This is a genomic window from Chryseobacterium turcicum, assembly GCF_021010565.1.
GTDB lineage: Bacteria > Bacteroidota > Bacteroidia > Flavobacteriales > Weeksellaceae > Chryseobacterium > Chryseobacterium turcicum.
On the sequence record NZ_JAJNAY010000001.1, the window covers coordinates 653936 to 676932 of the forward strand.

Below are 22997 nucleotides of genomic sequence, written 5' to 3' on the forward strand. Positions count from 1 at the left end.
TATACAAAATTAAAATAATATTTAATATATTGTTAATAAATCATAAAGAAAATTTAATATCTACTCTCGATTCTTTATTAATAGCCATCCAGAATGAGAAACTGGTAATTTTGTATCGGGCTCAATCCACTTAAGAATATACCAATATGTCCCTGTTGATAGATTTCTTCCGTTAGATTTTCCATCCCATTTGTAATTATTGCCCGAAGATTTATAAACTGCTGCACCATAACGATCAACAACTTCAATACTTACCTGCTCTTTTATTTTTAAATCTGAATAATCTAATACATCATTTCTTCCGTCGCCGTTTGGAGTGATGGTGTTGATTAAATTTAAAATTAAAAAATCTTTAATAACTGTCTGGCAGCCGTCTCTTCCGATTACATATGCTTTGTAAGTGCCTCTCGTTAAACCGGTAAATACATTAGAATTTTGATAATCTGAACCATTTAAAGAATATTGATAAGGAGCTGTGCCTCCTATAACATTAATTGTTGCAGTAGTTCCTGTAACTATAATGCTTGTAATAGTAGGAGCTTGTGCCGCAGTTACGCTTACCGTTTGTCTGTAGGTACAGCCATTAAAACCTAAATCTACATAGTAAGTTCCTATGCCAACTGTAATGGTTGAGGTTGTTGCTCCCGTGCTCCATAGATAAGATGTAAAGCTATCTCCGGCATTCAATATTACTTTGTCATTTGAGCAGATAATCTGATCTTTCAAAACATCAGATTTCTTTGGAGACTTTAAGCCAATGATTAATGTGGCTGTATTTGGACATCCGTTAGCGCTTGTAAATCTAATATAAAATGTTGTTGCTGTAATAATGATTTGGTTAGCGGATACAGCGTTGTTTCCTGATTGAGCGTTTGCTAATGTGGTGTGGAAAGTTAATGCTACAGACGGATCTGTAGTAAATTGACTTTTATAGTCATTAAGATTTGCGCTTTGCGAACCGTTTAAATCATTATCACAAACTTCAGCGGTGACGTTTGATGAAAGTAATGTGATTTTATTCCCGATTTTAAAATCGATTTGCCCAAAAGATGAAGGACAAATAGTGCTTGATCCATCTACTCTTACAAAAACGGTAGTGTTTACGGTGTAAGTCCAGTTTGTTGGGAGAGTGTTAGTGTTACCCGCATTGGCATCGGCTTGACTTAAATAATATCTTATCGTAAAATTTGCAGAGTTTGTTACAATTTGTGGACTTACAGTATTGAAGTTTACGTTTACGATTCCATCAAGATTATCATCACAAAGAGTACTATTAAAATTCGCAATATTGATAGTAGGAACAGCATTTACTTTTATAGCTAAATTAGCGGTATTAAAACACTGTGTGGCATTAGTAAATCTTAAATAAAAAATTCCCGTTGCTCCATTATTAATTGTTTGTGTTACAGGGATTACGTTTGCGCCAGTTTGTGCATCTGCCAAACTACTGTGGAAAGTAACGGTGGTCGCAGCATCTGTTGTGAAAATGCTTTTATAATTATTTAGATTGACCGTTTCAGAGCCATTCATATCAGTGTCGCAAATTCCTAATACTTGTGTTGGAGTTAACAAAGGAACTTTGTTTTTAATAACAAAATTAATTTGCCCAAAAGCTGGAGGACATCCGTTTGTGCTCTCAACTCTTACATAAACTGTTGTATTTGTAGCGTAGTTCCAATTAGTTGGTAATGTATTGTTGTTTCCTGCAGTCGCATCAGCTTGATTTAAATAATATTTTACAATAAAATTAGCTGAATTAGTAACAATCTGTGGAGTAACAGTTGCGAAATTTATGTTAATAATCCCGGAAAAATTATCATCACAAAAATCTGCATTATAAGCAGCTGTATTGATATTTGGTGACGGATTCATTGTCAGCGTAATCTGTGCTACTTTAGAACACCCGTAAGCTGAAGTTACGTTAGCATAAATAATTCCTGCAGGTCCTGTGTAATTGGTTGGATCAGTAATTTGACCCGTTAAATTTACATTGGTAAAATAAGTAATATTGGCTCCAGCAGCCGATGTGATATTTGCAGTAGTTAAATTGTAAGTTCCATTTCCTGAAGCACTATTACAAATGCTTATGGAGGCGTTGTTTACTTGAAGAACATCAGTATTGATAATAATTTTAAAATATTCAAATGCGAAAGGATTTCCATTTCCCTGAATATAATAAATAAACTGGTCTGTTGTATTTACTGTTGTCGCATTTGGTGTGTAAGTAATCTGACCGTTGGCAGGATTTACTGTCGCAGTTCCTGATGTAGGTTGAGAAATAATTGCAGTAAATGAAGGAACAATTGTTTGGGTAGCATTGGTAAATACAGGAGTAATGACTTTGGTATTACAAGATCCGATGGTATAAGTTGTTGTCGAAATTGGTGGACAAAGTATATAATTATATATTGCAGTCAATTTTGTTTCACAATTATTCTTAGTAACTGAGCAAGTATAATTTCCGGCACCATACAGTTCCGGATTAATAGAAAAACTTGTAGCTCCAGGAATTGCAACTCCATTTAAATACCATTGATAGCCGTCGTAATTATTGTCAACCTTCAAAAGAATTCCGGCGTAGCAGTCACCGGTTTTTGTAATCGCTGGTACTGATGAAAATCCTGAGAAATATCCCCCATATCCTACAGCACCACTTCCGGCAGCAATTCCGGCAGTCATTGCTTTGGTAGAATTTAAGGTCACATTCCCTGTCACATTCTGTATAGAATAGCTTACCCAGTTCGGATTTCCTGTTACAGGATAAGGCCCGTTTCCTGCTGCAATATTACCTCCGTTTAAGGTTACAACAGCTCCTGTTTGAGTAATAATATTTAATCTGGTGGCAAAAGTTTGACCTCCAATTCTGTTGATAAATCCTATTTCATCAATTTTATTAGGCATAAAACAGCTCAATGGCGGGATGAAATTCATACCTCCTGCAGCATATTCATTTCCGTTGGTAGCGCCAGAAAGCAATTGATACACATAAACATTTTTGGTTGCAGAAATATTCATATTATAATGACCATTTCCTTGGTTGATATATCTTGTACTAGGAACTAAATAATATTGTCCTTCATTTAGAGTGGTAACCGCTCCCGTGCCATTGAAAGTGATTTGCGTATTGTTTTCTGTAGCAATAATCAAGGCTGTTTCCATTTGAGAAGCTACGGTACCATTTCCTTTTACCACAACAAAATCTTTTCCTAAACGATCTACTGGAACCGCCTGATCCATCAAAATATCATTGTTGGTAAGATTTTGAGAAGTATAGGCCGCATTAAAGTTTCCGTTGGTCACAGAAATTGCTTTTGTAGCAACAATTTTTGCTCCTACCAATCCTGTTTTATTGGCATTTGACCAAGAACTAACAACATCTAAAATATAAGATTTTCCTTTATTAAGAGTAAATGTTCTTGTGGGCGAAGATATTCCGTCTGAAAATATGATATTCGGATTGTAACCAGAAATCGTAACAACCGTGTTGTCTTCTGTTGCAGTAACCCCAATTGTAGCACTCATATGATCTTCAGATCCTGAAATAGGAGCTACCCCAGCATAAAATGTTGTCCCTAAACCTGCTGCACCTTTTGAAGTAAGGATTTCAGCATGATTGGGCATTGCAAATCGATAATTGGCAAAGAATTTTTTAGAACCTTTTACATTCAATCCCATGTTATTCGAGATGAATAATTGGTTTTGTGCTGATGTTATCAAAAAATTGTTGGGAATAATTACTTGCGTCGGATTATTTTTACTTACCTGTACCGTTGTGTACAATGTATTATTGTTGAAAATTTGTACCGGAAAAGGTATCGTTTCATCGGTAGATAAATATAAATATCCTTCAAGACCGTTTGTTCCAGCTTTTGCAGACATTGGAGCGAACCAATGCTCGGTATCGAGCTGAGCATTGAATAATAAACAAAAAAAACTGCAAATAAGTAGTAAATATTTTTTCATGCCTAAATTTATCGGGCGACAAATCTAAGTATTAATAATCACATTTTTACGGTGTTTTTTTAACGCTTTTTTAATATTTATAGAAATGTGGAAAAGTTAAAATTGCCTTCATATATTGTTAATATTGTAATGTGAAAATCAGAGACAAAAAAAATCCCGATGAAAAACTCATCGGGATTAATATTTTAAAACTTGAAAAAGTTATTATAAGCTAACTCTTACAAATCCTGTTACTTTAAGATCTCCGTTTACAGATTTTACATAGTCAGCAACTGAAATAGAGCTGTCTTTAATGAAATCTTGGTGTACCAAAGTGTTGTCTTTGTAGAATCTCTGCATTTTACCTTTCAAGATATTCTCGATAATGTTTGCAGGCTTACCTTCTTCAGTAAGTTTGTGTCTTTCGATTTCCAATTCTTTATCAATCGTTTCCTGAGAAACAGAAGTTTCGTCAAGAGCGATAGGGTTCATTGCAGCAGCTTGCATAGAAACAGATTTAGCAGCCTCGTCAGCACCGTCTACTTTAGCAGAAAGTGAAGTGATTGCAGCGATTTTGTTTCCAGCGTGGATGTAAGCTCCCAAGAAAGGTCCTGTAATTCTTTCGAATGCACCAATCTCGATTTTCTCACCGATAACTCCAGTTTGCTCGATTAATTTCTCAGCAACAGTCATTCCGTGGAAATCTGTAGCTAATAATTCTTCTTTAGTAGCAGCGAAAATAGCCATTTCAGCAATTTCGTAAGCTAACTCGATAAACGCTTCGTTTTTAGCAACAAAGTCAGTTTCGCAGTTTAGAGAAATAATAACACCTAACGTGTTATCTTCATTTACTCTAGCGATTACAGCACCTTCAGAAGAATCTCTGTCTGCTCTGTTAGCTGCAACTTTCTGTCCTTTTTTTCTAAGGATGTCAACTGCTTTTTCGAAGTCTCCTTCTGCTTCAACTAGAGCTTTCTTGCAGTCCATCATACCTGCACCTGTTTGGTTTCTTAATTTTGCTACGTCTGCAGCAGCTGGTGAATAAGACATAATATTTATTATTTTTTTATTTAAAATTATAATTAACTTTAATAGTTTATTTTTGAGCAGGGCAAAGATAATGATTTTAATGATAAACTAAAAAATGACTTTTAACGTTATAGTATTAATTTAATAATTTTTTAAAGGTTTTTACTCCATGAATAAAATATTTCTAATCTTATTTCTATCCATTTTCAGTTTGGGGTTTTCTCAAAAAAAGAAAAAAAGTAAGTCTAAAGTAGTTGCAGAAAAGGAAACTGTAATTATTTATACGCTAGAAGAGGCGCAGACAAGTGCAGAAGCAAGAATAATTGCAGGCTTTATTAAACAAAATCCTGGGCACGAAAAAAATGATGAACTTAAAAGAAAATTAATTACCATCATCATGGCAGATAACTCTATTGAAGCCAAACCTACGATTAAACCAATCAGCAAAGACAAAATTGAAAAAATTGTAAGCAACAGTGAGCTCAATAAAGGCAAAACGATAGCTTCTAATTCTAAAACAACAACTCCTGAAAGAACAGTTTCTTACGCTTCAGCAGGCAGTTCGAGTAAAAAATCGGCTCCTAGTGAAGAGGGAAAGAAAACGGCTTCTTATTTGACGCATCTTTTTAATAACGATCCAAGTGATAAAGAAGCTTACATTAATATCAGAAATAAATCAAAATGCAGATTGATTGTAAAAATAAGCGGAAAAAAATATTATAATCTTGATGTTCCCGCCAACGGACAAAATTTTATAATGGTAGAAAAAGGTGATTATGTTTTAACAACCTCGGTTTGTGATGCCAAATATTCTTCTCTGAAGAAAATAAATAAAGATATTGAGATACAGCTCGATGTAGCTGAGTAAAAATAAAAAAGCGGTTAAGAAAATTCTTAACCGCTTTTTTTTATCCTTTAAATTGCCCCATGGCAATAAACTTGTCTTGTCTGTGCGTTTCAAGCTCTTTTCCTGTAAATTTAGAGAATGCTTTAATATTTTGTAATATAGAAGCTTTTAAATTTAAATAAGCAACTTCAGGATCGTAATGTGCTCCACCAAGTGGTTCTTCTACGATTCCGTCGATAAATTTTTCTCTTAATGCATCTGCAGGAGTAAGATTTAATGCATTTGCAGCATCTTCTTTATGGTCCCAGTTTCTCCAAAGAATTGAAGAACAGCTTTCTGGTGCAATTACCGTGTACCAAGTGTTTTCTAACATATACACTTTGTTACCAACACCAATTCCTAATGCACCACCACTTGCTCCTTCGCCAATGATGTAAGTGAAGATAGGTGTTTTAAGCATTGTCATTTCAAAAATATTTCTTGCAATCGCTTCACCTTGTCCTCTCTCTTCAGCTTCCAAACCAGGATACGCTCCCGGTGTATCTACTAAAGTTACTACAGGAATTTTAAACTTCTCAGCTAATTTCATTAGTCTTAAAGCTTTTCTGTAGCCTTCCGGATTTGGCATCCCGAATCTTCTGTATTGTCTTTCTTTGGTTGTTCTCCCTTTTTGGGTTCCCAAAATCATGATTCTTTGGCCATCAAGTGTAGCCAAACCACCAATCAATGCTGGGTCATCTGCGAAGTTTCTATCACCGTGAAGCTCAAGGAAGCTTCCTTTATCTACCATACCTTTAATGTAATCTAAAGTATATGGGCGATCCGGATGACGCGATAACTGTACTCTTTGCCAAGGCGTAAGATTTCCATAGATCTCTTTTTTGGTATCTCTGATCTTATCTTCGATTTGACTGCATGCTAATTTTACATCAACACCACTTTCTTCTCCTACCAAAGAACATGTTTGATATTGATCCATCAGCTCTTTTATAGGAAGTTCGAAACTTAAATATTCCATTCTTGAAGTAAATTAAATCTTTCAAATGTATGAAAAATTATGAAAACCTATTTAAAATTATTTACAGCATTGCTTATTCTAGCGATACTTTCTTCTTTTCCAATGAGTTCTAAAATATCCGGAACGTCTGGTCCTTTCAATTCTCCTACCAAAGCTAGACGTAAAGGCATCATTACTTTTCCCATTCCTAAACCTTTGTTTTCTGCAAAATCGTGTAGGTTTTGCTTAATGTTTTCAGAAACGAAATCATTAATTGAATTTAAATTTTCAGCAAATTCAGTTAGAAGAGCAGAAGTTTCATCATTCCAAGCTTTTTTTGAAGCTTTCTCATCGTAAGAAGTAGGCGCTTCGAAGAAAAACTTTCCATTTTCGTAAATATCTTTCGGGAAAGTAGCTCTCTCTTTCATCAGATGAATGATTTTTAATAACTTTTCATCTTCGATTGTTAAATTTGATTCTGAGTTTTTAAGAATATTCATCAATTCTTCAGCAGAAGTTTTTTGAATATACTGATGATTAAACCATTCAGATTTTTCTTTGCTGAATCTTGCGCCTGCTTTATGAACTTTATGTAAATCAAATTCTTTGATCATTTCTTCCAAAGACAAAATTTCTTTATCATCTGCAGGAGACCAACCTAAAAGTGCCACCATGTTGATGAATGCTTCAGGCAAATATCCACTTTCTCTGTAGCCTTTAGATACGTGTCCTGTTGCAGGATCTGTAAAATTTAATGGAAATACTGGGAACCCAAATTTATCACCATCTCTTTTGCTTAATTTTCCTTTTCCTTCTGGTTTCAAAATCAAAGAAAGGTGGGCAAACTCAGGTGCTTCCCAACCCATTGCTTCATATAATAAAGTGTGTAAACCTAAAGAAGGCAACCATTCTTCTCCACGAATAACGTGAGAGATTTCCATTTCGTGGTCATCGATGATGTTGGCGAAATGATACGTCGGCATTCCGTCGTTTTTTACTAAAACTTTATCGTCTAAAGTATCTGTATTTACGGCAGTGTTTCCACGGATAATGTCTACTAAACCTAAAGTTCTGTCAACAGGCATTTTGAATCTTACAACGTAAGGGGTCTTTGCATCCAATAGTTTCTGAACTTCCTCTTCAGAAAGTGAAAGGCTGTTTTTTAGACGGTTTCTGGTTTTATTATCATAAGAAAAAACATCACCTTTAGCTTCATATTCAGCACGGATGGCGTCTAACTCTTCAGCAGTATCAAAAGCGATGTAAGCATAATCAGTCTTAAGAATCTGCTCTGTGTATTTATCGTAAATATCTCTTCTTTCAGATTGTCTGTATGGAGCAAATTTTCCGCCTTTTTTAGGGCTTTCGTCCGGAATAATTCCGCACCATTCCAAAGCTTCTTCAATGTATTCTTCAGCGCCCTCAACATATCTTGCGGTATCTGTATCTTCTATTCTCAATACAAACTCGCCACCTTGATTCTTCGCAAAAAGATAATCATATAATGCGGTTCTTACGCCTCCCAAATGCAAAGGTCCTGTAGGACTTGGTGCAAAACGGACTCTTACTTTCTCCATTTTAAATAAAATTTCTGCAAATTTACTTAAAATTAAATATTTTAATGATGTTTAATGTTTTCTATATTGGTTTTTTTAATCTTAATATTTACATTTGTATAAATTTAGAATTCAAAAAATATGTTAGAAATTGGCGAAAGACCTTGGGGGAAATATTATGTTTTGGCAGACGAACCTAATTATAAACTGAAAAGAATTGAAGTAAATCCTGGGCAAAAGCTATCCTATCAATATCATCATAAAAGACAAGAACAATGGACTATCATTGAAGGAGATGCTACCATCATCTTGGATGACAAAGAAATAAAGTTATCTTATGGAGAAAGTATTTTTATTCCATTAGGAGCTAAACACAGAATCATGAATCTTTCAGAAAAGCCGGTTATCTTCATAGAAGTACAAACAGGAACTTACTTTGGAGAGGATGATATCGTGAGGTTGGATGATGAATATGACAGAAAATAATTTATTTTCTGATAATCTCCTCTTTTGTTTAGTAAGTATCATTCGTTAATTATTCATCATTTTTTTTTAAGGTTTGAAAATTATGTTATAAATATTTCCAAATCCTGAAAAGATATTCTCCAACGCTTTTTCAAGAGTTTGCCAAGAGGTATAATCTTTTGCACGAAGCCATTCATACTTTATTTTTCGCCAAAGAATTTCAATAGAATTAAGATGTGGACTATATTTTGGAAGATAAAAAATTTCAATATCTAACTTCTTCCATTTTGAAATTTGGGTTTTAAATTCCTTAGAATGATGTATCTGTGCATTATCTAAACAAATAACAGTCTTCTTTGTGATTGTTTTTGAAAATTCATCAATGGCCTAAATCACAAAATCAGAAGTTATTTTTCCCATATGATGACGCTGAAAAAGATTATTATTCTTAGACATAATCCCAAAAACATTGATTCTTTTACTGTGCCTGGGTATGATTTTTACATTTTCATTTTTTTGTTGCCAGTGGTAAGAAATGGAGGGAGTTAAAGAAAATCCGCTCTCATCAGCAAAGTATACATCCAAATAATCATCTTTCGTCAGATTCATTAAACTCTTCAATTGCTCTGCTTTCAATAGATATTCTTCCTGATTTTGTAGAGGTTTGAGCCAACATCGTATTCTTTTCCAGACATAATCTTTTTTTTAGAAAGATTTTTAGCATTCTTTCTGTAACACGTTCTGAAAGATTTTCATTGATAAAACAGGTCGTTTCTTTCACAGAATCTCCCTGATCTATTTTATCCAAAATACTTTTTTGTTCTTCTGAAGAAAATGAAGAAAAAACACTTATCCTTCCTTGTCCCTTTTTCGTATAAAGGCCTATAAACCCTTTATCTTCATATGATTTAATCCATGAATAAACAGCTCTGATTTGTACTGAGAAAATATCCGAAATCTGCTTTGCTCTAATGCCATTATGATTCATGATCAAACTTTTGGCACGGTCTCGAACGAAAGAATTTGGATGGTGGCTGGACATCATTTTCAAGGTTGCCATTTCATTTTCATTTAAAACTATAAATTTCATCCTTTAAAGTTGTAAAATATTGACGAATAATTAGAGCGTACTACTTATTAATTTTTTAACATTAAAAGTTTTAAAAATAAAATAGGATTTTTATATTTTAATTTATACTTTTCTTTTTTCCATTCTATTTTTAAATGATTTTTTTCTTTTTCAGTAGCTTCTGACAGTAAAATTTCATACTTAAAGTGAAGAAGTTTTAGTTTATATCTTTTATGAAGTTTTTTGTCGTTTTTTATATAATCAATATATTTATTGGTTACTTTTTCATATGAATCTTTCATTAGTCGCCAATTTCTGGAAAGGCTGGTAGAAACAATTCTGTAATAAAATAGCTTTTTATTTATAAATCCTAGTTTAAAACCTTTTGATATTAACCGAAGGTTCATATCCCAATCTTCTGTATTTACGTTTTCGTCAAATGGATATTTTATTAAAATTTCTTTTTTTACGAAAGTTCCAACATTTACAGTTTTATTTTCAGTAACATTATCGTGAAAAAAATTAATAATATTTTGCGTTATATACTCTTTTTCTTTTTGACTATAAGCATCTGTTAATTGATCTTGTTCCTGATAATATTTATATCCATCGGTAAGGAGAAAATCTGTATTAGGGTTTTCTTTGAAATATTTTATTTTCTCTTCTACACTATTTTGTGTATACCAATCATCACCCGAAAGAATGGATATAAATTCACCATTAGTGTTTGAAACTAATATGTTAAGATTTTTTGAAATTCCAAAGTTTTCTGTATTTCTGAGAATTTTATGTTTTATAGCTGATTGAGAAAGTACTTTTTTGGCAATTTCGAAAGTTTTATCATTAGAATTGTTATCGAGAAAAATTATTTCAATATTCGGATAAGTTTGTGATATTGCAGAAATACAAGCTTGCTCGATGAATTTTTCGTGATTCATCGTTATAATAATGATACTTACAAGAGGATTGTTTTCCATTTATTCAAAGCTATTCATTGCATCAATAATATAAGTTACTGATTCTTCATCTAAAACAGGACTTATTGGAAGACTCAAAACTTCGTCGCTTAATTGTTCGGTAATTGGGTATTTGAGGTGGTTGTATTCGGGGTAGCATTTTTGTAAATGTGGCGGAATAGGATAGTGAATTAATGTTTGAATTCCTTTATCTGCTAAATATTTTTGTAATCTGTCTCTTTCTGCGCTCCTAATTATATATAAGTGCCAAACATGTTCCAAATCGTTCTCTTTTGTGGAAGGTAAAATAATTTTAAAATTGATTATTTCGTTGGAATATCTTTCTGAAATCTGTCTTCTTCTATTGTTTTCTTGATCAATATATTTTAGCTTTATATTTAATACACTTGCTTGAATTTCATCGAGTCTAGAGTTTAATCCTTTATAAATATTAACATATTTTTCGTTTGATCCATAATTAGCAATTGCTTTTATTGCAGACGCCAACTCATCATCATTTGTTGAAACCGCTCCTCCGTCTCCTAAAGCGCCTAAATTTTTTCCGGGATAAAAGCTAAATCCTGATGCGTCTCCAAGATTACCTGTTTTAACTCCTTTGTAAATAGCTCCAATTGCTTGAGCATTATCTTCAATCAATTTAAGATTATGTTTCTTTACAATTTCTGAAAGTTTGTTATTATAAGCTATTTTACCATATAGATGAACGGTCATAATAGCCTTAGTTCGTAAAGTTATGTATTGGTCTATTTTATCAATATCAATATTTTGAGTATTAATATCCGGCTCTACAAAAACAGGTATAAGATTATTATCTGAAATTGCTAAAACAGAGGCAATATAAGTATTTGCAGGAACAATAATCTCGTCACCTTCCTTAAATGTTCCTAATTCTATATAAGCTCTAATGATTAATCTGAGAGCATCAAGACCATTTGCTACTCCTATAATGTGTTTTGATCCTATATATTGTGCAAGATTTTTTTCGAAACTTTTTGTTTCATTACCTTGAAGATACCATCCGCTACGGAATGTTTTTAGCAAATTGTATTCAATTTCTTCTTGGTGAAGTAGATTAATTTTTTGTAGGTCAAGAAATTTAATTTCCATAAATGGTAAAGTATTTGGTTTTCTTAATAATTTTTTTTTGTTTTATTTGCTCAAGAGTAAATGAACTTTTATAGAATCCTTCTTTGTAATAACTTTGTTGGTTATCTACAGCAATAATATTAGTTTTTAATTTTTTTAAATCCGTTTTCCAGCTAGGATATTCTACATCCATTTCCCAAGATGCCCGATTATGAAATCTTGTATTGATGATGTCTAAAATAGGAGATCCAGGTAAAAAAATAATTTCTTTGTATTCTTTACTTATTTGCTGGGCTTCTAAAATGTAAAAATACTCATTTTCTGAAATAAGTAATCCTGATACCGATCTGATATTTTGTGTGAAAATGTGTTTTTGATTTAATAAGCTGTCTGATAAGTAGGTATATTTTATTCTATGGATGAAAAAAGTTGCTAATACCAGACCCCATAAGAATAAAAAGAAAATTTTTCTTTTTTCTATAAATTTATAAAGAAAAATTAAAATAAAAAAAATAGGAGTGTTATATCCCCACGAAATTGAGGATGACCAAGCTAAAAATAAAATTAAAAAAATAAATTTATCCTTAGGTTCATATTTTAGAAATAACACGATGAGTATTAAAAATAATGAATGTATTCCTAAAAAAATACCTTCATTAAGAAATGGAAAAATAATAATGATGGGGAAAAGTATCACTAAAAAGTATTCGACAGTTTTTCTGTTTATTTTTATAAAGTAAATTAAAATTAATGAGAAAATAAAGGCGAAGGTTAATTTTTTTTGCTCTAAAAAATAAACAGCAATACTACTTTCATAAAAGTTTGAAGATGCAGATGAATTAAAAACCTGATTAAAAAAAAAATCAAAATTGTTTAAAATATCATAATGAAATAAAGAGAAAATTAGAAATAACGTTGTAAAAATGAAAGTTTTTAAGTCGCTTTTATTTAATAGCCTGTTATGATATAAATCTTTTATAATAATTAGGCTCATTACAAAACCAAAAATAAAAAAAGATTGCTTTGTCAATGCTGCAAAGATTACAAAAATAAGAGCACTTAGATACCATTTTTTATTATAAAAAAACAGGGATAAAACAGAAAAAAAAATTCCATCAATAGTATGCCATGGCATAATGGGAAAAGAATGAAGAAAACAAATAAGTAAGAATATGGTGACCTGAATATGTGAGTTTTTAAAAATAAGTCTTTGAATAATATGACAAATAATAAAACTTTCTATAATAACAAATATTCTAGAAATTAATATTAAAAAATCCGAATGATCAGGGATTATTTTAAGTAAATAATCCCAAAAAAATAAACTAAAAAACGGCCTTATATAATCGAAATCTTTGTATATTTTTTGCCCTATTTTAATTCTCTCAATCATCGAAAGCTGGTAACCGAGATCAAACTGATTTATAGAATAAATAGATATAAAAACAAGATATAAACAAGATAAAAATAATAATAATATATTACTACAAGTTTTTTTAGGGAAATTGTATGGCAATATATTCATAATAAATTAATGAAAATATGAATTTTAATGCTGAATTCTTTTTCGTGCAGGGTTACCAAACCAAATTTCTCCTTCTGGTATGTCTTTAGTTACTACACTTCCTGCTCCGATTATTACATTTTCGTGAAGAGTTATTCCTGGTAATATAGTTGAATTTGCTCCAATCGAAACTCCTTTTTTTATAATGGTTTTTAAAAGATTAAAATCTTTATTTTTTGAAACAGGATGTTTGTCATTAGTGAAAGTTACATTTGGGCCTATAAAAACATTATCCTCAATTGTAATCCCATCCCAAATTTGAACTCCTGGTTTTATGGTTACATTATTTCCAATAATAACATCATTTTCAATAAAGACATTATAATTAATATTGCAATTTTCGCCAATTACTGCATTGCTAAGTATTACACAATATTGCCAGACCATAGTGCCATCTCCAATAGAATTAGTTAAAACTTCAGCGGTAGGATGTATTTTTATCATAGAGTCAATAGTTTTTGTATTTGATCAGAAAAAATTTCAGGATCTAAGCTATAGTCTTCATGGAAATCCTCCGAAACTTGAGGGTAAATGTAAAAAAACAAATCAAAATTCATATGTTTAGCCATTGTAGAATAAATTGAAAAGTCTCCCCATACAGAACTAAGCCAAGTTAAACCTTTTGCATTAGGTTTTGTAAATAAAATATTAGTCCATGCTGCACCACTTGGTCCAATAATGTAATCTGCATTATTCATCAAGAATATTTGTTCGTGTATATTTAGTTCTTCAAAAAAGACTTCTTCAAACCCATGATTTTTAGCTATTTTAGCTATTTCTTCTTCATTATATTTTCTAAACTCAGATTTTCTTGAAATAAAAACCTTTTCTATAGGTTTTATATTTACCTTTTGATAATTAAGATTTTCGAAACTTGTTTTTCTTAAGTATTCCAATGAATCTTTTGAAAGCTTCGTAAAGCCCGACTCATATTTTTCTCCGGGCATTATATTAGGAATCGTATAGTTAGGACTTGTTATATGCCACAGTTTGTCAAATTGATAATAATTTTCATGTCCAAGAAATAATATTTTATAATCTTTTAAAAAAAATAGTAATAACTCTTTCAGATTTTCTATTTCTTCAACTTTCTTATCTACTATAATTATTTTATTCTTGGAATCAGGTATGTATTTAAAAAATTCAATTTTTGAAAGAATTTCTGTAAAAAAGTGATAGTAATTGAATGTGAAAATACCTCCCAAAAAAATTCCTTCAGTGCTGAAAGTGATTTTTTTATAGTTTTTCACCTTTGCTAGTGTTATGGAATGCTGAACAAGATTAGTTGTATTGTACACATATATAATTCTATTATCGCTATGCCATTTTTCATAAAAAATTTTTCCTTTTTTTATTTCTAAAAAGTAAGTTGAATTAGGAATGCATAATATATCTTTAAGTACGAAAATTTCAACCGCATTTACATTGGTTTTTACTGAAACTTGAGGTTTTAAAAATGTTTTAGGTAAAAAAATATCTACATCTTCCGATTTTTTTACGATATATCTTTTGATGAAATATGAAGAATTAATTAAATTTAGAGGAATGAAATCTGTTACTAATCTCTTTGCTTTTCTAAAAAATGATTTTACATAGTATTTTTTTCTTAAAAATATAAGCTGCTTTTCTAAATTTTCTATCTGTTCCCTATTGTCCATATTTTAAAAATTCAGAATAATCTCTAATGTAATCTTGTTCATCATATTCTATACTCGCAATACAGATCTGAACAGCATTATGGCTATACTTCATGTCTCTCCAACACATTTTTGGAATATAAAGACCTATATTTGGTTTATCCAATAAAAAAGTTTCTTTATCTCCATTGCGTAATTCTGTAGTTACTTGTATTCTTCCAGCAACAGCTATAAGTATTTGTTGTAAATCAAAGTGGGAATGGCCACCTCTTTCCACTTCTTCAGGTGTATAATAGGTCCAATAAATTCTTTTAGGGACAAAAGGGAGGTTGTCATTTTCTGCAATAGAAATATAGCCTAAAGAAGATTCTCCAATCTTTGGAAATTCTATAAGAAAAGGTGATGTATAGTCTATCATATAATTTCTTTATAATAGTTAATAGTTTCTGTTACCATTTTATCAATGCCAAAGTCAGATTCTATTAATTTTCGCGCATTTAGTGATATTTTATTTTTTAAATCGTTATTTTCGAAAATAAGACCTATTTTTTGGTGAAAATTATTTTCGGTAGCAATTAATCCATTTTCGTAATTCTGTATGATTTCTTTGAAAGAGTCTATATCAGAGCATATTACAGGTTTTTGCATTGCCATTACTTCTAACAAAGATAAGCTAAAATTTTCACCTTTTGACGGAAAACAAACAATTTCTGCCTTGTTGATAAGTTGTAGGATATCTTCCCTATTTTTGTTACCATAGAAAATAATAGATTTTTTTATAGTTAAATAACTAATATCTTGCTCAATAAGATTTTCATAGTGATTTGGATTTCCTATAAAATGTAATGTTGCATCGGGATAAATTTTTATTACTTTTAAAAAAGATTTAAGAAGAGTGTCTGCTCCTTTTTCGAATGATACATTTCCCAAATAGAAGATAGATTTAGAAATTTGTTTTATGTTTTGAAGAGGTTTATAGAACTTTTCATCGATACCATTATAAATTAATTTTGTATTTTTTATTTCGAATGTATCCTTGTTTATTTTTTCATTATATTTTGAAATTGTTATAATGTTTTTTGACTTTTCAAGAGTCAATTTTTCACAAAATACACGACCTTTATGTACTTTTTTATAACCGAAATATTTCTCCAAAATTGTCCAAGAGCCATGACATCTTATCACAGAAGGTAAACTATTGGGAATTGCTAAGGCTAAGCCTTCAAAGTCATGTGTTTCTATAATGTTAAAAGTGTAATTATTGTCTTTAATCCAACTTTTTATCCTTTTTGAAATTATTTTTTTTTCAAATAAATAAATTTTATTGTGTAATTTTTCTAAAAAATTAAATTTGCCTGTAAATGATCTTAGCAATTCAAGGATAGGGTTTGCTTTGAAAATATCTTTTATTGAGTATATATTTATATCATGTTCTTTAATTTCAAAGTATTTTTTTGAAATTAAAAAAACATTTACTTCTATCCCTCTTTTTTTTAACTCTAAAGAAAGATTTTTATAAAAAATTCCAGTTCCTCCAACTTTTGGGTTGAGGGAACATTGGTACTCTCTAGTTAAAATAAGTACTCTTTTGATTTCGTTCATTTAATTAGCTTAAATTAAAAACAGTATTTACCCAATTGTCTAAAGTGTATTTGTAATAAATATCTTCTGAAAGTTTCTGATAATCCGTTTCAAAAAAAGATTTTTCAATATTACTTAAATCATCATTCAGAATCAAGATGTTTTCTGGATTATAAAAATCGTAATTTTTAATGGTTTGATTATCTGTAATGAATTTCTTCTCAAGTGCCATCGCTTCAAAAATACGGAAACTAAGCCCCATCTGATTATCACGTTGAAGATCAAGAATTACTTTCGTGTTTTTATATAGCTTAGGTAATGATTGCTGAGGAATATTTTTGGTTCTGAATTTAATAATATTCACATTTTTAGAATCTACAATCTGTGTAATCTTATTTTTCCAGCTTTTTTTTCCGGCAACAATGGTTTTAAAATGAATCTTCAAATTCTCAATCTGATTAATTAAAATATTAAGTTTCTGCAATCTCTGCGTATCATACGAAGTGATATAAAAAAGATCAAGATGTGGATTTTGCTGCTCAAAAGGGCAGTGTGTAAGATAATTATAATTGGTTATTTTTTTAAATCCATGCTCTTTTACATCTTCATCATCAAATGAAAAAACAGTGTCAAAAAAATGTAAAATATGATTAGCTGGATTTCTAGACATGCTGTCGTATAAATAGGCAATATTTCGGTCAGTATATTTTCTTATTACTTCATGCACACGTTCTTCTATACTTTCAGGATTGATAACTAAAATCTGATCCTGCTTTCCTATTTTCTTGAGAGAATCGATAATGAAATTCTGCCTTTTCTCATGTTTTAGGTTTTTTCCGATAAAAACTTTGCTCATGGCATTTTTGAACCTTGCTCCAAAATTTTTGTGCGTAAATGCTCCAATGTTGATGTGGTAGGCGTCTACGCCTTTCTCTTTCAGTTTATTTACGATATGTTCATCATAATGCCAAAAATCAAAACTGATTAAACAAATTTTCATAAAACAAAAGTAAAGATTTTAAAGTTTAAATTTCTAATTTTGGGGAAAAGCCCGTGTTTTTCATGAAAAAGAATATCCTTATCGACGTTGAACGACTAAAATATCCTAAATCAGGAATTGCAAATGTTTGCATTTCATTAATAAGAGGGATAGACGAAAAAGTGTGCCATTTCAATTATACGCTTTTCGGGCCAGAGAAAAATATTCCTGCGACACCATCTGATTTTAAGATTATTAACTGGAAGTTTTGGCATAAAAAAATTAAAATAAATACATCGGATTTCTCATTAATTCATGTAACACATCAGCTTTCAGATTATTTTCATTCTAAAAAAAGTAATCAGAAAAAAGTGGTTACTTTACATGATTTGAATTTTCTTCATGATAAAAGTTCTGCCAGAAAAATTGAAAAATCCCGAAAACTGGTTCAAAAAAACATTGGAAATGCTGATGCCATAGTTTGTATTTCAGACTTTGTGAAAAATGACTTCCTTAAAAATAAGCATTTGTTTACTTTAAAAAAAGACGTAAAAGTCGAGACAATTTACAATGGATTGATTTTTCCTGAAAATGAAAAGTTTAGTTCTGAAAAAAAATATGAATTTATCGACAGAAAATTCATTCTGAATATCGGTGTTCTTTTTCCCAAAAAAAATCAGGAAGTTTTGCTCAATCTAATCATTGATAACGAAAGGGAGTTGGTTTTAATAACTTCTTCGGCAAAGTCTGAATACAAAGAAAAGCTTCTTGAGAAAGTTAAAAATTTAGGTTTAGAAAAAAGAGTTCATATTTTAGAAAATGTAGAGAATGACGAAAAATATTTTCTTCTTCAGCACTGTGAATCGTATTGTCATCCTTCATTGGCAGAAGGTTTTGGTATTCCTCCGGTTGAAGCAATGTTTTTTGGAAAGCCCATCTTTCTAAGCAATTTAACCAGTCTTCCTGAAATTGGCGGTGATCTTGCTTTTTATTTTAATGATTTTACATCAGCTTCAATGAAGAAAGTATATGATGAAGGAATTGCAAAATTTAATGCAGATAATGAAAATTATATAGCAAAATTAAAGGAAAGAGCTTCAAAATTCAGTTATAAAAGCATGGCTGAATCTTATGAACGGTTGTATGAAAATTTACTGAATTAAAGCTTCGTTTTGCCAAACTTGAGCTTCCATTTGAATACTTTTAGCGAATCACCATATTTGATGTCGATACGATTGACTTCAAATCTGTTTTTAAAAGGATAAGATGCTACATTGTTCCCGATTCTCATCGCAGAAATAATTCCAATGCTGTCGAGCATTTCGAAAAACTTTTTTTTGCGCTCTTTTTCTTTCGGAAATTTTCCATAGGGATAAGCAAGAACTTTTGTGAAGTTAATTTTCTGTTCTTCTAAAATTCTAATGTTTTTTAATAAATCCTCTTCCGATTCTTCTAAGCTCATTTGAGCAAAATTCTTGTGAGAATGACTGTGTAAGGCAATTTCTACCAAATTAGAATCTAAAGATTTTATTTCATCAAAATTCATATAAATGCGTTCGTTTTCATTTATGTTGTTCTGAATGAAGTAGGTAGGAATAAAGATAGTAGCTTTTAGTTGATGTTTTTTGAGTAATGGAATCAGATATTGTAAATTATTATAATATCCGTCATCGAAGGTTAAAATAATTTTATTTTCAATAGATTCTGAAGACTGCAAATCTTTGAAAAATACTGTTTTGAAATTATTTTTGATGTAAATTAACTGTTCCTCAAGATTCTCTACTGTTACAATCAGATCGTTTTTATAAGCAATTGATTGCGGTAAAACCTGATGATACATCAAAATTGGAATTCTTTTTTTTCGTGAAAATCCCAAAATCCGTTTTAAAAACTGAATCATGATTTATTTGAATTTATGGATTTCGTGAAGCTTCTTATATTTAAGAAAAGTGTAAAAAGCTGCTGTTGCTGCTGCATAATAGCCAACCAACCCGTCAAGAAAACCTAACCGTAAAAAATAAGATTTAAAGAACTGAAACATAGGTTTAAAGAGAATTTTAAAAATATTAGATTTTTTGCCATTCTTATACATTTTTTCAGCCATCATCGAGGTGTACTTATTAGACTTTTCGATGTGGTGATAAATGTCTTTGTAGGTGTAATGGTTGATTTTTCCTTTCAGTTTTCCTTTAGGTTCTGTCGTAATGAAGACTTCATGTACAATGTCTTCAGAATATTTTCCGTACCCTTTTCTGAAAAGTCTTTCTCTTTTTATGTTTCCCCAACCTCCATATTTTAAGGTTTCTCCCAAGAAAATATTGTTGAATTCAGCGTCATAAACATTGAATTCGGGTTGAGGTTCTGAAATTATTTTCTGAATTGAATTTTTTAACTCTTCATCAGGGATTTCATCAGAATCTAAAAACAAAATCCATTCTGAATTGCATTGTTCAATAGCAAAGTTTTTCTGTTTTCCAAAACCCAGAAATTTTTGCTGAATAAATTTTACTTTCGGAAATCTGGAACAAATCTCTTCTGTACAGTCTTTGGAAAAGCTGTCGACAATAATGACTTCGTCTGCTAAATCGTGAATTGCATTCAGATTTTTTTCGATTATTCTATCTTCGTTAAAAGTAATTATTGCTACCGAAAGCTTCATAGATTGATGACTTACTGCTGCAAAAATACAGTTTATTTTCAGAATTTTAAAGCTGAAAATAAATAATCGTTATGCGTATTCTTCTTTTAAGAATTCGTACGTTTTAAAAGAGCTTAAAGCACTTAAATAGGAGAGTATTAACCCTTTTTTTCCGTCTAAAATACCTAGTTTTAGAAAGTACATTTTAAAGAAATTGAAAGCACTTTTTGATAATTGCTTAGCCATTTTATAGTGTACTCCTTTTTCATGCAAGTCTTTTGCTTTTAATTTTGAATAGTGAATGACCTTTTTGTAGTAAGCATCATAAGAGTCAAAAGAAAAATGAAGAAGATAGTTCTGTAAAGTCCCCGGATTGTCAACATTACTTAACCCTTCATGTACTCTTTTATTTTCATCATAATGGGCCACTTCTTTTTTGAAGAGACGGATGTTTTTATCATTTTGAGTTCCTGAATAATTTACCTTCTTGCCCATGAAAAAGAATTTTCTTTTAAAAAAATATGCTTTTTGGGTAACAGGTTTTTTTATTTCTTTTAAAATTTCACTTTTTAATTTCGGAGTGATTCTTTCATCAGCGTCTAAAAAGAGAATCCAGTCGTTTTTTGCATATGAAATGCAGAGATTGCGCTGTTTGGTAAAATCTTCAAATTTATTTTGATAGAGTTTTACGTTGGGATATTTATTTTTTATAATGTCAACGGTTTTATCTGTGCTAAAAGAATCTAAAACAATGATTTCGTCGGCAAAGGAAACTGATTTTATAGCATCTTCAATATTTTTTTCTTCATTAAAAGTAATCAGCAAAGCGCTTATTTTCTGATGTTGCATAGCATTCACATTATATAAAAATCTTAGATGAAAAATAAACACAAAAGTTAAACAATCGTTTGTTCTATTTTTTTAGATAAAAAAATAACACTCTGATTTAGAGTGTTATTCAATTGGAAATATTTTTAAATATTTGAATTTATTTCTTATAATTCAAAATTGTTTGCTCAATAATCTTCACGCAATCTAATAATTGTTCTTCTGTAATAACCAATGGTGGAGCGAGTCTGATGATGTTTCCATGAGTGGGTTTAGCTAAAAGTCCGTTTTCTTTTAATAGTAAACAAAGATTCCAAGCAGTAGAGCTTTCAGGAGTGTCATTAATTAGAATTGCATTTAATAAACCTTTTCCTCTTACCTTGGTAATTAGGTCTGATTTTTCAATCAATTTTTCAATTTCACTTCTGAATAATTTCCCTAGTTCTTCAGCTCTTTCAGAAAGTTTTTCTTCTTCTACCACATCAAGCGCCGCAATGGCAACCGCACACGCAATAGGATTTCCTCCAAAAGTAGAACCGTGCTGCCCTGGTTTGATGACATTCATAATTTCATCATTCGCCAAAACTGCAGATACAGGATACATTCCTCCAGAAAGTGCTTTTCCTAAAATTAAAATATCCGGTTGTACATCTTCGTGATGACAAGCAATCAGCTTACCGGTTCTTGCAATTCCTGTTTGTACTTCGTCTGCGATGAAAAGAACATCGTGTTTTTTACATAGTTCTAAAGCGTTTTTTAGGAAGTTTTCATCCGGAACATAGACTCCAGCTTCACCCTGAATTGGTTCTACTAAAAATGCTGCAATATTTTGAGCATCATTTTGTAAAACTTCTTCTAAAGCAGCAAGGTCATTGTAAGGAATTTTCACAAAGCCAGGCGTGAAAGGACCGTAGTTTTTATTGGCATCAGGGTCGTTTGAGAAAGAAACGATTGTAGTGGTTCTTCCGTGGAAGTTGTTTTCACAAACTACAATTTTAGCTGCGTTTTCAGAAATTCCTTTTACTTCATAACTCCATTTTCTCGCTAATTTCACTGCCGTTTCTACAGCTTCAGCTCCAGAATTCATTGGTAAAACTTTATCAAAGCCGAAAAGGGTCGTAATTTTTTTCTCATACTCTCCCAAATTTGAATTGTAGAATGCTCTTGAAGTTAAAGCCAGTTTTTTTGCCTGATTTACCAAAGCATCAACAATTTTCGGGTGTGAATGTCCTTGGTTAACCGCTGAATAAGCCGAAAGAAAATCGTAATATTTTTTACCTTCAACATCCCAAACAAAAACACCTTCTCCTTTATCTAAAACCACAGGAAGCGGATGATAATTGTGTGCACCATGTTTTTCTTCGAGTTCGATGAAATATTGTGAATTTTTTGTTTGTTCTGTTGTTGACATATTTTTGCTTTTTTACAAAATTAAGGATAATAAACCAGATGGTTCAACAGAATAATGGTGCTGAATATTAGATGTATTTAAGTGTGTTTTGGTGATATGAAATGATACTTTAGAAGATATTGCTCAAACTCATTATGACTAGCAGTTTTTATATCTTTTATAATCAAATTAAATCATAAATAAAAAAACCGCCTCAAAAACTGAGACGGTTTAAACGTATATCAAAAAATCTTAATGATTTTCATATTTTCTGTCCATTACAAAACTCTCCATGAATTTTGTCGTGTAGTTTCCTGAAAGATAATCTTCATCTTCCATCAACTGTCTGTGGAAAGGAATGGTCGTTTTTACATCTTCAACATAGAATGATTTTTTGCTGGTGGATATTTTT

22 protein-coding genes and 1 pseudogene are annotated in these 22997 nt (G+C 31.0%); 3 read left to right on the forward strand and 20 right to left on the reverse strand.

The window, feature by feature from the left end; translation table 11 throughout:
• Positions 1-60: 60 nt before the first annotated feature.
• Both LO744_RS03085 and tsf read right to left on the reverse strand, forming a co-directional pair.
• Complete coding sequence (locus LO744_RS03085; RefSeq protein ID WP_230667125.1) at positions 61-3963, reverse strand: T9SS type B sorting domain-containing protein; 3903 nt, start codon at positions 3961-3963, stop codon at positions 61-63.
• A gap of 204 nt (positions 3964-4167) precedes the next feature.
• Positions 4168-4992 carry a translation elongation factor Ts gene (tsf, locus tag LO744_RS03090; protein WP_230667126.1) on the reverse strand — a complete coding sequence of 275 codons (825 nt, stop codon included), beginning with the start codon at positions 4990-4992 and terminating at the stop codon, positions 4168-4170.
• Between the two features lie 148 nt (positions 4993-5140).
• Here tsf and LO744_RS03095 point away from each other — a divergent pair, with 148 nt between their 5' ends.
• Complete coding sequence (locus LO744_RS03095) at positions 5141-5839, forward strand: DUF6759 domain-containing protein (RefSeq protein ID WP_230667127.1); 699 nt, start codon at positions 5141-5143, stop codon at positions 5837-5839.
• Between the two features lie 40 nt (positions 5840-5879).
• Here LO744_RS03095 and LO744_RS03100 read toward each other — a convergent pair whose 3' ends face one another.
• Together LO744_RS03100 and gltX are read right to left on the reverse strand one after the other, a co-directional pair.
• Entirely contained in the window at positions 5880-6836 is a 957-nt protein-coding gene (locus LO744_RS03100) for an acetyl-CoA carboxylase carboxyltransferase subunit alpha (RefSeq protein ID WP_230667128.1), read from the reverse strand.
• A 47-nt stretch (positions 6837-6883) separates the two neighbouring features.
• Positions 6884-8392: a glutamate--tRNA ligase gene (gene gltX / locus LO744_RS03105; RefSeq protein WP_230667129.1), complete on the reverse strand. Its 1509-nt coding sequence runs from the start codon at positions 8390-8392 to the stop codon at positions 6884-6886.
• 120 nt (positions 8393-8512) lie between these two features.
• Between gltX and LO744_RS03110 the strand changes: the two genes are divergently transcribed.
• Positions 8513-8857 (forward strand): phosphomannose isomerase type II C-terminal cupin domain, encoded by a 345-nt coding sequence (locus tag LO744_RS03110; protein WP_230667130.1) that lies wholly within the window; start codon positions 8513-8515, stop codon positions 8855-8857.
• Positions 8858-8923: 66 nt separating this feature from the next.
• Here LO744_RS03110 and LO744_RS20440 read toward each other — a convergent pair whose 3' ends face one another.
• The 11 genes from LO744_RS20440 to LO744_RS03160 form a co-directional block, all read right to left on the reverse strand.
• The gene (locus LO744_RS20440; protein ID WP_394799521.1) at positions 8924-9220 is read right to left on the reverse strand and encodes a transposase; all 297 of its coding nucleotides are present in this window, start codon (positions 9218-9220) and stop codon (positions 8924-8926) included.
• Between the two features lie 3 nt (positions 9221-9223).
• The gene (locus LO744_RS03115) at positions 9224-9445 is read right to left on the reverse strand and encodes a transposase (RefSeq protein WP_230667131.1); all 222 of its coding nucleotides are present in this window, start codon (positions 9443-9445) and stop codon (positions 9224-9226) included.
• Positions 9426-9926 carry a helix-turn-helix domain-containing protein gene (locus LO744_RS03120; RefSeq protein ID WP_230667132.1) on the reverse strand — a complete coding sequence of 167 codons (501 nt, stop codon included), beginning with the start codon at positions 9924-9926 and terminating at the stop codon, positions 9426-9428. The genes LO744_RS03115 and LO744_RS03120 overlap by 20 nt, the downstream gene beginning before the upstream one ends.
• A gap of 47 nt (positions 9927-9973) precedes the next feature.
• Complete coding sequence (locus tag LO744_RS03125) at positions 9974-10882, reverse strand: glycosyltransferase family 2 protein (RefSeq protein WP_230667133.1); 909 nt, start codon at positions 10880-10882, stop codon at positions 9974-9976.
• A complete protein-coding gene (locus LO744_RS03130) occupies positions 10883-11989 on the reverse strand; it encodes a DegT/DnrJ/EryC1/StrS family aminotransferase (protein ID WP_230667134.1) in 1107 nt (368 codons plus the stop codon).
• Positions 11979-13361, reverse strand: coding sequence for a hypothetical protein (locus LO744_RS03135; protein WP_230667135.1), 1383 nt, complete (start codon positions 13359-13361; stop codon positions 11979-11981). The genes LO744_RS03130 and LO744_RS03135 overlap by 11 nt, the downstream gene beginning before the upstream one ends.
• A 156-nt stretch (positions 13362-13517) precedes the next feature.
• Positions 13518-13976, reverse strand: coding sequence for an acyltransferase (locus LO744_RS03140; RefSeq protein ID WP_230667136.1), 459 nt, complete (start codon positions 13974-13976; stop codon positions 13518-13520).
• Complete coding sequence (locus LO744_RS03145) at positions 13973-15190, reverse strand: glycosyltransferase family 61 protein (RefSeq protein ID WP_230667137.1); 1218 nt, start codon at positions 15188-15190, stop codon at positions 13973-13975. The genes LO744_RS03140 and LO744_RS03145 overlap by 4 nt, the downstream gene beginning before the upstream one ends.
• Positions 15180-15587, reverse strand: coding sequence for a sugar 3,4-ketoisomerase (locus LO744_RS03150; RefSeq protein ID WP_230667138.1), 408 nt, complete (start codon positions 15585-15587; stop codon positions 15180-15182). The genes LO744_RS03145 and LO744_RS03150 overlap by 11 nt, the downstream gene beginning before the upstream one ends.
• On the reverse strand, positions 15584-16771 hold the full coding sequence (locus LO744_RS03155) for a glycosyltransferase family 4 protein (protein ID WP_230667139.1): 1188 nt from the start codon (positions 16769-16771) through the stop codon (positions 15584-15586). The genes LO744_RS03150 and LO744_RS03155 overlap by 4 nt, the downstream gene beginning before the upstream one ends.
• 4 nt (positions 16772-16775) lie before the next feature.
• A complete protein-coding gene (locus LO744_RS03160; protein WP_230667140.1) occupies positions 16776-17750 on the reverse strand; it encodes a glycosyltransferase family protein in 975 nt (324 codons plus the stop codon).
• Between the two features lie 62 nt (positions 17751-17812).
• Between LO744_RS03160 and LO744_RS03165 the strand changes: the two genes are divergently transcribed.
• Positions 17813-18892, forward strand: coding sequence for a glycosyltransferase family 4 protein (locus LO744_RS03165; protein WP_230667141.1), 1080 nt, complete (start codon positions 17813-17815; stop codon positions 18890-18892).
• Here LO744_RS03165 and LO744_RS03170 read toward each other — a convergent pair.
• The 5 genes and pseudogenes from LO744_RS03170 to LO744_RS03190 all read right to left on the reverse strand — a co-directional run.
• Complete coding sequence (locus LO744_RS03170; protein WP_230667142.1) at positions 18889-19629, reverse strand: polysaccharide deacetylase family protein; 741 nt, start codon at positions 19627-19629, stop codon at positions 18889-18891. The two genes, LO744_RS03165 and LO744_RS03170, sit on opposite strands and share 4 nt — an antisense overlap.
• A 3-nt stretch (positions 19630-19632) precedes the next feature.
• Positions 19633-20388 (reverse strand): glycosyltransferase family 2 protein, encoded by a 756-nt coding sequence (locus tag LO744_RS03175; protein WP_230667143.1) that lies wholly within the window; start codon positions 20386-20388, stop codon positions 19633-19635.
• A 69-nt stretch (positions 20389-20457) separates the two neighbouring features.
• Positions 20458-21216, reverse strand: a complete 759-nt coding sequence (locus LO744_RS03180; RefSeq protein ID WP_230667144.1) for a glycosyltransferase family 2 protein — start codon at positions 21214-21216, stop codon at positions 20458-20460.
• Between the two features lie 139 nt (positions 21217-21355).
• Positions 21356-22606, reverse strand: coding sequence for an ornithine--oxo-acid transaminase (rocD, locus tag LO744_RS03185; protein WP_230667145.1), 1251 nt, complete (start codon positions 22604-22606; stop codon positions 21356-21358).
• 231 nt (positions 22607-22837) lie between these two features.
• Positions 22838-22972 (reverse strand): annotated as a pseudogene (locus tag LO744_RS03190) (acetyl-CoA carboxylase biotin carboxylase subunit); the annotation flags it as partial.
• Positions 22973-22997 lie beyond the last annotated feature (25 nt).

What these genes read in the sequence shown, in the direction of transcription:
- LO744_RS03085 (WP_230667125.1), bottom strand. Translation starts at nt 3,963, where the DNA reads ATGAAAAAATATTTACTACTTATTTGCAGTTTTTTTTGTTTATTATTC.
- tsf (WP_230667126.1), bottom strand. Translation starts at nt 4,992, where the DNA reads ATGTCTTATTCACCAGCTGCTGCAGACGTAGCAAAATTAAGAAACCAA.
- LO744_RS03095 (WP_230667127.1), top strand. Translation starts at nt 5,141, where the DNA reads ATGAATAAAATATTTCTAATCTTATTTCTATCCATTTTCAGTTTGGGG.
- LO744_RS03100 (WP_230667128.1), bottom strand. Translation starts at nt 6,836, where the DNA reads ATGGAATATTTAAGTTTCGAACTTCCTATAAAAGAGCTGATGGATCAA.
- gltX (WP_230667129.1), bottom strand. Translation starts at nt 8,392, where the DNA reads ATGGAGAAAGTAAGAGTCCGTTTTGCACCAAGTCCTACAGGACCTTTG.
- LO744_RS03110 (WP_230667130.1), top strand. Translation starts at nt 8,513, where the DNA reads ATGTTAGAAATTGGCGAAAGACCTTGGGGGAAATATTATGTTTTGGCA.
- LO744_RS03115 (WP_230667131.1), bottom strand. Translation starts at nt 9,445, where the DNA reads ATGAATCTGACGAAAGATGATTATTTGGATGTATACTTTGCTGATGAG.
- LO744_RS03120 (WP_230667132.1), bottom strand. Translation starts at nt 9,926, where the DNA reads ATGAAATTTATAGTTTTAAATGAAAATGAAATGGCAACCTTGAAAATG.
- LO744_RS03125 (WP_230667133.1), bottom strand. Translation starts at nt 10,882, where the DNA reads ATGGAAAACAATCCTCTTGTAAGTATCATTATTATAACGATGAATCAC.
- LO744_RS03130 (WP_230667134.1), bottom strand. Translation starts at nt 11,989, where the DNA reads ATGGAAATTAAATTTCTTGACCTACAAAAAATTAATCTACTTCACCAA.
- LO744_RS03135 (WP_230667135.1), bottom strand. Translation starts at nt 13,361, where the DNA reads ATGATTGAGAGAATTAAAATAGGGCAAAAAATATACAAAGATTTCGAT.
- LO744_RS03140 (WP_230667136.1), bottom strand. Translation starts at nt 13,976, where the DNA reads ATGATAAAAATACATCCTACCGCTGAAGTTTTAACTAATTCTATTGGA.
- LO744_RS03145 (WP_230667137.1), bottom strand. Translation starts at nt 15,190, where the DNA reads ATGGACAATAGGGAACAGATAGAAAATTTAGAAAAGCAGCTTATATTT.
- LO744_RS03150 (WP_230667138.1), bottom strand. Translation starts at nt 15,587, where the DNA reads ATGATAGACTATACATCACCTTTTCTTATAGAATTTCCAAAGATTGGA.
- LO744_RS03155 (WP_230667139.1), bottom strand. Translation starts at nt 16,771, where the DNA reads ATGAACGAAATCAAAAGAGTACTTATTTTAACTAGAGAGTACCAATGT.
- LO744_RS03160 (WP_230667140.1), bottom strand. Translation starts at nt 17,750, where the DNA reads ATGAAAATTTGTTTAATCAGTTTTGATTTTTGGCATTATGATGAACAT.
- LO744_RS03165 (WP_230667141.1), top strand. Translation starts at nt 17,813, where the DNA reads ATGAAAAAGAATATCCTTATCGACGTTGAACGACTAAAATATCCTAAA.
- LO744_RS03170 (WP_230667142.1), bottom strand. Translation starts at nt 19,629, where the DNA reads ATGATTCAGTTTTTAAAACGGATTTTGGGATTTTCACGAAAAAAAAGA.
- LO744_RS03175 (WP_230667143.1), bottom strand. Translation starts at nt 20,388, where the DNA reads ATGAAGCTTTCGGTAGCAATAATTACTTTTAACGAAGATAGAATAATC.
- LO744_RS03180 (WP_230667144.1), bottom strand. Translation starts at nt 21,216, where the DNA reads ATGCAACATCAGAAAATAAGCGCTTTGCTGATTACTTTTAATGAAGAA.
- rocD (WP_230667145.1), bottom strand. Translation starts at nt 22,606, where the DNA reads ATGTCAACAACAGAACAAACAAAAAATTCACAATATTTCATCGAACTC.